This is a genomic window from Candidatus Accumulibacter sp. ACC005 (genome assembly GCF_907163215.1).
GTDB lineage: Bacteria > Pseudomonadota > Gammaproteobacteria > Burkholderiales > Rhodocyclaceae > Accumulibacter > Accumulibacter regalis.
This window is the reverse complement of sequence record NZ_CAJQUB010000019.1, coordinates 40,769-51,053: the sequence shown is the minus strand read 5'-3', so window position 1 is coordinate 51,053 and position 10,285 is coordinate 40,769. Positions and strand designations below refer to the sequence as shown.

Genomic DNA, 10,285 nt, shown 5'->3' with positions numbered 1-10,285 from the left:
GTGCTTGAAAATCCGCCGCCGCGATGCCAAGTACGAGATCAACATGAGCGCAACGCGCGCAGAATGCAAGACCTCCCGCTAGTCATCGGATTATGCGGCTGCGAACGCGGCGAAACAGTCGAGTCGTGTGGGCCGTTGGCCAAATCGTCAAGCGCATGACAGGTGCGACACGTACGGCGCGAGTGGAGGGCCTACGGAACGACGGTGGATCGTGTGGGATGTCGAGACCACGGATGAGGGTAATTATGGGGACATGGCGGTCGGCACCCCCCCCCCCCTCGATGCGCTCGTGATCGCCAGCGGCGGGCGCTTCATCAAGAAGCTGCCAGGTATCGAGCACGCCATCACACCCTGCGAAGGGATTGCTGCGGCCGAAAAGATCCGTGACCGCCTGCGCGCCATGCCAGGCGGCACCATCGCAGTGGGTTTTGGCGGCAACCCCAACGAACCCGGAGCGGTGCGCGGCGGCCCGATGTTCGAGTTCCTCTTCGGCATCGACGAGCAGCTCAAGCGCGAAGGCCGGCGGGAGAGGTTCGAGCTCGTGTTTTTCAATCCGTCGATGGAACCGGGCCAGCGCCTCGGCCCGAAAGCAGTGAAGTACCTGCTGGCGGAAATGGAGAAGCGCGGCATTCGCACCCACCTCGGCCACAAGATGCAGCGCTTCGAGGCCGGCCGGGTGGTCACCGAAGGCGGCGAGTTCGCGGCCGACCTAATCCTCTTCATGCCCGGTATGACCGGGAACCACTGGTTCGATCAGACCGAGCTGGCGCGTTCGCCCGGTGGCCTGCTGCAGGCCGATGCGCAGTGCCGCGTCGTCGGCACGCAGAATATCTATGTGGTCGGCGATTCCGGCAGTTTTCCTGGCCCCGAGTGGATGCCCAAGCAGGCCCACATGGCCGACCTGCAGGCTGCCGCTGCGGCCGAAAACCTGCTCGCCGGCCTGCGCGGACAGACGCCCAGCGCCACCTTCAAGGTCGAACTGATCTGCATCATCGACGCCATCGACCGCGGTACGCTAGTGTTTCGCAATCCCCGGCGCCAGATCATCCTGCCCTCGTCGCGGCTGTTCCATTGGGCCAAGCGCTTCTTCGAAGGTCTGTACCTGAGGAGATACCGATGAACAATCAGAGGAGCGCGATCGCCGTCACACCATGCAGCCCAGCGTGGAACGCCACAGGCCCTTAGTGCTGCTACGCATCCACCGTTTTCAGGCGACGGTAGAGAGTCCGTTCTGACAGGCCAAGGTGGCTGGCGAGCGCTTTCCGGCTGCCTTTGAAGTCGCGTACCGCTTCCTCGAACGACACCGAATGGCAATCGGGGAAGTCGTGCTTCGCTGGCGGCGGATCTTCGGCTGAGGTCCGCAATGGGCTGGCCGCCGCCAACTCCACTGGTAAGTGCTGCAGATGTATTTCATCGCCATCGCAGAGCAGGCAAGCGCGTTCGAGAATGTTGCGCAGTTCGCGCACATTGCCCGGATAGTGGTAGCCGCGCAGCCAGGCGGCCGCCTCCGGTGACAGGCGGCTGCGGAGGTGACTACCAGAGACGCGATCGAGCAAGGTCTCTGCCAGTAGCAGGACATCCTCACCGCGCTGGCGCAACGGCGGCAGGTGGATCGGGAAGATATTCAGCCGGTAAAACAAGTCTTGCCGGAAAAGACCTTCGCTCACCATTTCGGTCAGTGGACGATGGGTGGCGGAGACGACCCGAACTTCGGCCTTGCGCAGCTCCGGGGAACCCACCCGACGATAGGTGCCGGTTTCCAGTAGCCGCAACAGCTTGACCTGGATCGAGAGCGGGATATCGCCCAGTTCGTCGAGAAACAGCGTGCCGCCCGACGCCGCCTCGACCAGCCCGGTCGTTCGTGTCGTCGCACCGGTGAAGGCCCCTCGCTCATGGCCAAACAAGGCGCTCTCGAACAGCGTTTCCGGCAATCCCGAGCAATCAACGGCAACGAAAGGGTGTTTGGCGCGCCGGCTGAGCTGATGGATGGCATTGGCGACCAGTTCCTTGCCGGTACCCGACTCCCCCTGCAGCAACACGGAGGCGTCCGAAGGCGCCACCCGCGCGACCAGTTCCATCATCTTCACGAAGGCTGGCGAGCGACCGATCAGACCCTGGACGTCACCAAGACTGGATGCTCCCGGCAAGGGCTCCAGCTTCTCGACGTAATACACGATGGCGCCACTGGCGTCGCGGATCGGCGACAGCTCAATGTTCTCGAAGCTCTCGCCGCGCGACGTGTAATGAAGATGCAGCACACGCTCGCGCCGCCCCGATTGCAGGCTGCGCTGTAGCGGACACGACTCGCCCGCCTGATCGCAGGGCACCGTGTATCGATGCGACACCTCGAAGCACTTGCGGCCCACGACCTCTATTTGATCGACCCAGTTGGCTCGATAAGCCGCGTTTGCGGCCAGGATCCGATAGTCGCGGTCACACAGGATGTGCGGTTCGGGAAAGGTCTCCAGGAAGGAAACCAGTTCTGCCAAGAATGCTTGGTTGACTGCCATGGGATGTCACCAGTTTTGCCATATCCGCCAATTCGACTGCCAAATACTGCCATATCGGCAAGAGCCTGGCAAAAAAATTCGTCAGCGTTTGGGCGACCGACTCGCAAGCCCTTGTTTGTTTGCCGTTAATTCTCTTACTTGAAGGTTGGCACGAATCTTGATAAGTCTTTACTGATGTTTGCTCATTTCAGTCGGTAGAAAAATCAGCGAGACCGGCGATCGAGAAAAAACCACCTACCAGGGAAATCAACATGAACCAAATTGCCTGCCAAGGCGAATCATTCGTCGTCACCGACAGTCCGGTTCGTCGGCGGTGGCTGCTGGCTACCGCCGGACTCGGCGGCGCGCTGACCTTGACAGCAGTCGTTCCTTTCGTCGCCAGCCTGCTGCCTTCCGAACGGGCAAAGGCCGCCGGCGCGCCGGTGGAAGTCGACATCGGCACGCTTGCGCCCGGTGAAATGATGGTCGTCGAATGGCGCGGCAAACCGGTATGGATTCTGCACCGTACGCCGGAAATGCTCGCCTCTCTCGAGAAGGCCGAAGCGAGGCTCGCCGATCCAGGCTCGAAGGCACCACAACAACCGGACTACGCGCACAACCACCAGCGCTCGCTCAAGCCGGAGTATCTCGTCGCAGTGGGCATCTGCACGCATCTCGGCTGCTCGCCGAGCAAGGCTTTCGAGGCTGGCGACCCGGCTCTGGGCTCGGACTGGCCCGGCGGCTTCCTCTGCCCCTGCCACGGATCGACCTTCGATTTTGCCGGCCGCGTCTTCAAGGACAAACCGGCGCCGACCAACCTGGAGATTCCTCCCCACAGTTATCTCAGCGACAGCCGCCTCCTGATCGGAGGCGACACGCGCGGGCAAGTCTGAGTTCCCCGCCAATGACACCGCAGTCGCAACAGCACGCGGCCACTTCGTCATGACGCTACAAAACGCCTATGAAAGGACAAATCATGAAAATCGCAGTCACCAGCCAGAACCTCAAGACCATCACCGAGCACGCCGGCAAGTGCCGCAAATTCTGGATCTACGATGTTGAAAAGGGCGTGGTGAGCGGAAAGCGCCTGGTCGAGCTTTCCATCGAACAGAGCTTGCACGCCAGCCACCACCAGCTTGCCGAACCGCTGGCCGGAATCAATACGCTGATTACGGGCGGCATGGGCCCGGGGCTTTTCGAACGCCTGATGCAGAGCGGAATCCTTCCCGTGGTCACGATGGAGGAGGATCCCGATGCCGCGGTATCGGCGATGCTCGGCAATCGCCTCGAACGCTTGCCTGTTCCACGAGGCGGTCACTGCCATGAGCGCGGCCATTTCTCCCACGGCGCGAGGTAACGACAATGGCCACGACTTCTCCGAAGCTTGATATTGGCGCCCTGAAGCGCCTACGAATCCTCTGTGTCTCGGAAACCGGCTGGTTTGATACGGCCACTGTGTTCGACGACATCCGCGCCGCTGGCGGTGCCCAGACCGATCAATACGCCATCCCCTGGCCGCCGTTTGGATCACTGCACGCCGAGAACGCCGCCGGCTTCTCGGCGCTGCTGGAAGCCGAGGGACTCGATGGCAGCGTGCGCCGCCTGCTTTTCGATACCGGTTGGAACCCCGACTGGATGGACCGCCGCTTCGCCGAAGAGGGCATCGACCGCCTGCTCCAGGAGGGCAAGATCGAGGCCTTGATCGTCAGCCACGAGCATTTCGATCATTTCTGGGGGATTGGCTCGACGCTCAAGCACTGTCCGGATATTCCGATCTACCTGCCGGAAGGCTTCCATCCCGCCGGCCTGGAATTCATCCAGCAGCAGGGTCACACCCGACGCGTGATCACCGTGCCCAGCGAGCAACCGCTGGTGCTGCTTCCGGGTCTGGCTCTGGCCAGTTTCCCGATGAGCACGCTGTTACAGGTGCACGGGGAAAACGTCCTCTATGCCAACCTGCAGAATCAGGGTTTGACGATGATTACCGGCTGCGGTCACGGCGGCGTCCTCAACTTGCTGGACTATGCGCGTCGTACCTTCGCCGGTGGCGAGCACATCCACGCGATCTATGGCGGGCTGCATCTGTCGCCCCTGGAAGATTGGGACAACCAGCGCGACGAGATCGTCAAGGCCCTGGCCGGCTATGGCATCGCCAGGATCGGTTGCAACCATTGCACGGGGCGTACGGCCGTCGAGAAGATGCTGGCCAGCGGCTTGCCGGTACAGCGGGGAACAGCCCGAAACGGGTCACAGACCGATTTGTTCCTGGGTAACGGTGACGTGCTGGATCTGGGACAGGAACGTGCATCGGCCCCCTAAGCTTGCCGTATGGAATCTGGGGGTGGCGGCGCGAACCGCGTGCTCGAGGTGTTGCTCTGCTGCCTGAGTCCTGCTTACGCGTTCTTGAACAACGCTTCCAGCCATCGCAAGTCCTGCTGCAACAAGTCTCGATTGCAATCGCGCATTCCCTTGAAAGGAACGTCGATTCCTTGCTTGCGCAACTCCTCCTGGAGGATGCGCATCAAAACGCCCGATGGTGCGGCAAGGCGCCCCGGATCAGCCGTGTCGCACTGCACGTGGACGGCACAACCCGGGCTCTGCGAATTTCCTCCGAGGATGGCCAGCAATCGGCAGTGGTTGTTCTGGTAGTCCCGAAGTGTGCCGACCAGTTCCAGGCTGATCGCCAGGCAGCACTGGCAGCCTGCCGGGGTATCGAGCACTTCACGGATGGATTTTCCGGGCGGCCTCTCCCGGGAAAGGCCCATGAAACGCATCTCGGGGCAGGGAATCTGCACGATGCCCACGTCGTATTGCATGCAGAGTGTGAGGAGCGCTTTGTTGACTGCCGGATAGCTGGCGGCGCCGGCATCGCGGGCATTCTGGTTAAGGGCGCATTCGATGACTGCCACCAGTCGACGACTTCGCTGGTCGCGGGGAGAAAAACCCAGCGCCATGGCGATTCTATTGACTACAGACATTTTGACATTGGCGAGTTGATTGGCGGCACACAGCTGTCGGCTTCGGCATTACACCTGGCAGTGTAGCCGTTTCGGACAGCGGATCGCCGCCGGCACCCGTCACCTGCCATCCTGGTGGCCATGCCGCCGCGCAATCACTGGCACAGGACAGTGGCACATTTCCTGGCCGCAAGCCGAAACCCGGCGTGCAGCCTTGTGCTTTCTTTGGAATCCACATGACGTCTAGACGCATCCACACCCTGCACCGTCCGGCTGCCAGCCAGACATCACTTCCACCGTTGCTCTTTGTCCACGGCGCTTACGCCACGGCGCGCTGTTGGGACGAGTATTTTCTGCCCTATTTCAACCACCGAGGATTCGACTGCCATGCGCTGGACCTCTCGGGCCATGGCGACAGCGAGGGCCGCGAGCGGCTTGACCGGTTCGGAATCGACGATTATGTCGAGGATCTGACACAGGTCGCACAGGAACTGCCTGCACCGGCGATCGTCATCGGTCATTCGATGGGCACCGTCGTCGTCGAACGCTTTCTCGAACAGAATGCAGCGTGCGCAGCAATCCTCATGGCTCCGGTGCCTCCCGGGGGCATACTCGGCGCATCGATGAAAATTGCCCTGACCCAACCCGCTTTCTTCAGCGAACAGCTTCACCCTGCCGGCGGTGAGCAAAGCGCGCGCACGATGCGCGGCGTGTACTACTCAGGCGAGACCGAGATCGACGACCTGATGCGCTTCGCCGCTTGGTTCCAGTCCGAGTCCCGCCGCGCCATCCTGGACCTGTCACTGCTGGCGATGCGCCTTGGCAGGCGCCGGCCGACGCTGCCGGTTCTGGTCGTCGGAGGCGAGGCGGACGCGGTCTTCCCGCCTGCTCTGCTGGGCCTGACTGCCTTGCGCTGGCAAGCCGAAGCGGCGGTGATCCCGGCTGCGGGCCATACGCTGATGCTCGATGCACATTGGCAAGCGGCCGCCGACACCATGGCTGACTGGCTCGCCCGGATGCTGCCAGGCGCGACCGCGCAAGCGCGTGATTGACAGAGATTCTCAGGGGGGTCGGAATGTTGCCATGGATAGTCGGATTCAGCTTATTGGGCAGCGTCGGGGCTGTGGGAGGCGCGGCCTTGTTTCTGTTGTTTCCCGAAGGCATCCGAAGATGTCTCGTCCCGTGCCTGATCAGCTATGCGACGGGCACACTACTCGGCGCGGCTTTCCTTGGCATGATTCCCGCAGCCCTGAAACAGGCACCGGCAATTGCCGTCAGCGCGACAGTACTGGCCGGTATGGTGCTGTTCTTCATACTGGAGAAGCTTGTGCTCTGGCGCCATTGTCACGACAGTGGCTGCGAGGTGCATGGCCGCGCTGCGCCGCTTATCCTGATCGGCGACGCTTTCCACAACTTTGTCGACGGCATGGTGATCGCCGCAGCCTTCCTGACTTCGATTCCCCTGGGGATCGCCGCGGCGCTGGCCGTGATCGCGCACGAGATACCGCAGGAGGTCGGCGATTTCGCGATCCTGTTGGACAGTGGTTATGGCCGCCGGAAGGCGCTGCTGCTCAATGGCCTTTCATCAGCCAGCACGCTGCCCGGCGCTGTCCTGGCCTATTTCTGGCTCGGTGAAATGGGCGCCGCGGCGCCCTATATTCTGGCGCTTTCAGCAGCGAGCTTTATCTACATCGCCGCGGCCGACCTCATTCCGGGCCTACACCGACAGGTGAGCCCCACCGCTTCGGTGCGTCAGCTGATGCTGCTGCTCGCGGGCATCGCTACCATCGCCATTTTTCACCACGGAGGATGACTCGTGAACGACCTGTCCGAAGCAGAAATTCATGCCTTGAACGAGGCTCTCGACGATGAATACCGCGCCTGGGCAACATACGATCAAGTGATTGCCGACTTCGGCGACGTGCGCCCGTTCACCAACATCAGGGCGGCCGAAGCGCGCCATATCCAGGCGCTGTGCTCGCTGTTCGGTCACTACCGACTGCCCGTTCCAGGAAATCCCTGGAACCTGGAAACCGTTACGCGCTACGCCAGCCTGCAGGAAGCGTGCGAAGCGGGCGTGGTCGCCGAGATCGCCAACGGAGAAATGTATGATCGACTGCTGAAGGTGATCCGTGTGCTTTCGGCAACGCTGCAAACCCCCCGCAACCGCGCGCACGCCGCCCGAGCGCGGGGGCAATCTAGCTTCTGGAGGATGCTCGGGCGAGCAAGAAGAGCGGCGGGACCCTGCCGCTCGGCGACTCAGTCCGGCGCCGCTTCAGCCTCGGCGTGGGGCAGCGCCTCGGTGTAGTTCCAAGGCATCCACGCGGACGGATCGAGCGCAACGGTGGCCACATGGCGCTGCAGGGTGACGAGGTAGTCGAATGGCTCGATCTGGTGCAGTTCCGCGGTATGAATCAGGCTCATGAACAGATCGCCGACCCGCGCACCATTCAAGGTCCGATAGAACAACGCGTTCTTTCGATGCAGGATCGCCTTCTTGAGGATTCGCTCACAAATGTTGTTGTCAATTGGGGCGCCCGGCACGCGCAGGAAGAGCGTCAGCTTCTGCCAGTGGTTCTGCATGTACGAGATTGCCTGCCCGAGCCCCGAGTGAGGCTCCACGGCGTGTTCCGCGAACTGCCGGGCCATCCAGTCCTCAAGCGCCTTCATGCGTGGGGCGCTCTCCTCCTGGTGGAGGAGCAGGCGATCCGGTGGCGAAAGACCTTTCTGCCGCGCCTGCTGATCGGTGCGAAAGACCTCGCGTAGCGTCGTGAGGACGAAGGCGACTTCGTCGGGAAAGGCATTGGCCACGTCGACGTACTTGCGTCGCGCATGCGGAAGACAAGAAGCGGCCAGGGTCGGATGATCGCCCGGCTTGTTGCGAGACAAGCCATCGGACATCTGGATCGGCGGGTCCGTCGCCTCACGGCGGTCGAGCACCTCGGCGAGGTGTTCGCCGGCATGGCAGGGCCCGGTCTTGAACAACGCAATCGGACCGTGTGCCGTCTCGGCGACCAGCCCGGAAGTGAACACCCCGGTGCGATCCGCGCGGGCGCCCGGCGGCAGCGCCTCGGTGCGCGCCTCCTGAGTGAAGTTCAGGATGCGCATCGTCGTATCGTCGTTGTAGAGCACCGACCCCTCGGCCGCCTGCTCAGCCAGTTCCGCAAAGGCCGGCGTCAGACGTGCCGCCGCTTGCTGCACGACCTCCCACTGGGTCGCCGCCGGCAACGGGATGGCCAGCGCCTTCTCGAGCCGCTGAATGCGGTGGAACGGCAAACCGCAGCCGTACTTCAGGAGCGCGATCATCGCCGCGGCGGTCTCGTCGTATTTCGTCTCGCCGACCCCTGCCGGTGGCTCGGCAGTGAACACCGTGCCACAGAGTCCGCAGCGCAGCCGTTCCAGTTCATAGACCTGCGCGGCCAGGGGCGCTACCCCGGTCACGCGAACCAGCAGCGCCGGCTCTCGTCGTTGCCCGTACAAGCGACCCTCACAACCCGGCTCGGGGCAGGGATCGCCGTGCTTCAAGCTTGCATGGGCGACCGCGATGCGTGGTGCGCGGGGATAGTCCTCTGCCCCGTTGCGACCGTGCCCGGGGCGCTTCTTCTCGCGCCGCGGGTCCGGATCGGCCGTGCCTGTCGGCGCACCACCGGAGTCCGTTTCGCCGGCCGCTGCCGGCGGACTCGTCGGGGCGTCCGCCGGCGGACGCTCGCCCGTCTTCTCTTCCCCGAGAACCGTAGCCGTGCGCTCGCTCGGCGAGCCGAAGACGATCCGCTGCACCCGTGCCAGCGTGGTCTGCGTCGACTCGAGCTCGGCGGTCACCCGCGCGAGGGTGTCCACCGCCGCCTTGAGGGTGGCCTGCTCGGCCTCGGGCAACGCGCCGTCGCGGGTGCGCTCGACAATGGCGTTGAGCTCCTGAATCGGAATCTGTAGCCGCCGGGGCGGCTTCTGCCGGCGCCGGGTCATGCCAGCCCCCCGAGGCGGCGACGGAAGTCCGCATGCAACGGGTAGCCAAGGACTTGCTTGCGGGAACGGTTCGGGCGATGGCTCAGGTCGTCCTTGCCGCGACCGGTGGTCAGGCCCAGTTCCTGCCAGTTGGCCGCCCGGTAACAGGTCCCCGCGTAGCGCTCGGGATCGACAAAGGTCTCCAGATAATGCACCGGATGGCCATAGAGCGTCTGCCAGTCGGCGCCAATCCGGCGCGCGACGCGGCCGAGGAGATGCGAGGCCAGATGCGGAACACGCACCCAGGGCACCACGAGGAAGCGGCTCTGGTAGGCGATCTCATGCACATGCGCCCGGCGCACGGCCGGCGACCAGCCGATGAAGCGGTCACGGGGCGCGAGGTGGCGAGGCGCCGAGGTGAAGCCCAGACAGGCGAGCGGTCGCCCTTGGCTGAACGCCAGGTACTTGAGCTGCTCGCCGACACCCTGCATCGGGCCGAGGTAATGCGCCTCGGCGATCAGGTGATCGAAGAGTCCTTCCAGCGGCGTGCGGCGAACCGTGACCAGTTCGACGGGGCGCAAGGCGCGAAGATCCTGTTCCAGCGGCGAGCGGTCCACTGCCACCGGCGGCGGCCGGCGGCGGATAATGGCGTTGTTCGGTGGGCGGTGGCGGACTTCTGGCAGGCAGATGTGCTCGGCCCGGTGCAGGACGAGCAGCAGGCTGCGGCAGACCATGTCGCGCAGCGCACCATTGGGCTGGCGCCAGTCCCAGTGTTCGCACAGGCGCTGCGAGAATGCCCGGCGGCTGGCGGCGGGATGCGCTTTGAGCAGCGCGCGGATAGTTTCGAGGTCGCCGGCAGTGACCGTGCGGCCGCGGTAGCAAAGAATCGTGGACACG

The 10,285-nt window shown here is 63.5% G+C and carries 10 protein-coding genes and 1 pseudogene; 7 read left to right on the top strand and 4 right to left on the bottom strand.

Annotation, left to right across the window (positions count from 1 at the left end; translation table 11 throughout):
- Window positions 1-286: 286 nt before the first annotated feature.
- Window positions 287-1,120: pseudogene (locus tag QZ613_RS21000) on the top strand (FAD-dependent oxidoreductase); the annotation flags it as partial.
- Window positions 1,121-1,190: 70 nt separating this feature from the next.
- Here the strand turns inward: QZ613_RS21000 and QZ613_RS20995 are convergent.
- Entirely contained in the window at window positions 1,191-2,510 is a 1,320-nt protein-coding gene (locus QZ613_RS20995; RefSeq protein WP_291983966.1) for a sigma-54-dependent Fis family transcriptional regulator, read from the bottom strand.
- 251 nt (window positions 2,511-2,761) lie between these two features.
- Here QZ613_RS20995 and petA point away from each other — a divergent pair, with 251 nt between their 5' ends.
- The 3 genes from petA (at window position 2,762) to QZ613_RS20980 (ending at window position 4,808) form a co-directional block, all read left to right on the top strand.
- Entirely contained in the window at window positions 2,762-3,382 is a 621-nt protein-coding gene (gene petA / locus QZ613_RS20990) for a ubiquinol-cytochrome c reductase iron-sulfur subunit (protein ID WP_291983963.1), read from the top strand.
- 83 nt (window positions 3,383-3,465) lie between these two features.
- The gene (locus QZ613_RS20985) at window positions 3,466-3,846 is read left to right on the top strand and encodes a NifB/NifX family molybdenum-iron cluster-binding protein (RefSeq protein ID WP_043564974.1); all 381 of its coding nucleotides are present in this window, start codon (window positions 3,466-3,468) and stop codon (window positions 3,844-3,846) included.
- Window positions 3,847-3,851: 5 nt separating this feature from the next.
- Window positions 3,852-4,808 carry an MBL fold metallo-hydrolase gene (locus tag QZ613_RS20980; RefSeq protein WP_291983961.1) on the top strand — a complete coding sequence of 319 codons (957 nt, stop codon included), beginning with the start codon at window positions 3,852-3,854 and terminating at the stop codon, window positions 4,806-4,808.
- Window positions 4,809-4,882: 74 nt separating this feature from the next.
- On the opposite strand, the gene QZ613_RS20975 is transcribed toward QZ613_RS20980, so the two are convergent.
- Window positions 4,883-5,443, bottom strand: a complete 561-nt coding sequence (locus tag QZ613_RS20975) for a hypothetical protein (protein ID WP_291983959.1) — start codon at window positions 5,441-5,443, stop codon at window positions 4,883-4,885.
- A gap of 239 nt (window positions 5,444-5,682) precedes the next feature.
- Here QZ613_RS20975 and QZ613_RS20970 point away from each other — a divergent pair, with 239 nt between their 5' ends.
- The 3 genes from QZ613_RS20970 (at window position 5,683) to QZ613_RS20960 (ending at window position 7,754) form a co-directional block, all read left to right on the top strand.
- Window positions 5,683-6,498 carry an alpha/beta fold hydrolase gene (locus tag QZ613_RS20970; RefSeq protein ID WP_291983957.1) on the top strand — a complete coding sequence of 272 codons (816 nt, stop codon included), beginning with the start codon at window positions 5,683-5,685 and terminating at the stop codon, window positions 6,496-6,498.
- 86 nt (window positions 6,499-6,584) lie between these two features.
- Entirely contained in the window at window positions 6,585-7,259 is a 675-nt protein-coding gene (locus tag QZ613_RS20965) for a ZIP family metal transporter (protein WP_366144481.1), read from the top strand.
- A 3-nt stretch (window positions 7,260-7,262) separates the two neighbouring features.
- On the top strand, window positions 7,263-7,754 hold the full coding sequence (locus tag QZ613_RS20960) for a DUF2202 domain-containing protein (RefSeq protein WP_291983953.1): 492 nt from the start codon (window positions 7,263-7,265) through the stop codon (window positions 7,752-7,754).
- Here QZ613_RS20960 and QZ613_RS20955 read toward each other — a convergent pair.
- Window positions 7,706-9,409, bottom strand: a complete 1,704-nt coding sequence (locus QZ613_RS20955) for an IS66 family transposase (RefSeq protein ID WP_291983952.1) — start codon at window positions 9,407-9,409, stop codon at window positions 7,706-7,708. The genes QZ613_RS20960 and QZ613_RS20955 overlap by 49 nt on opposite strands.
- The gene (locus QZ613_RS20950) at window positions 9,406-10,284 is read right to left on the bottom strand and encodes a DUF4338 domain-containing protein (protein WP_291983949.1); all 879 of its coding nucleotides are present in this window, start codon (window positions 10,282-10,284) and stop codon (window positions 9,406-9,408) included. Before QZ613_RS20950 ends, QZ613_RS20955 begins: the two co-directional genes overlap by 4 nt.
- Window position 10,285 lies beyond the last annotated feature (1 nt).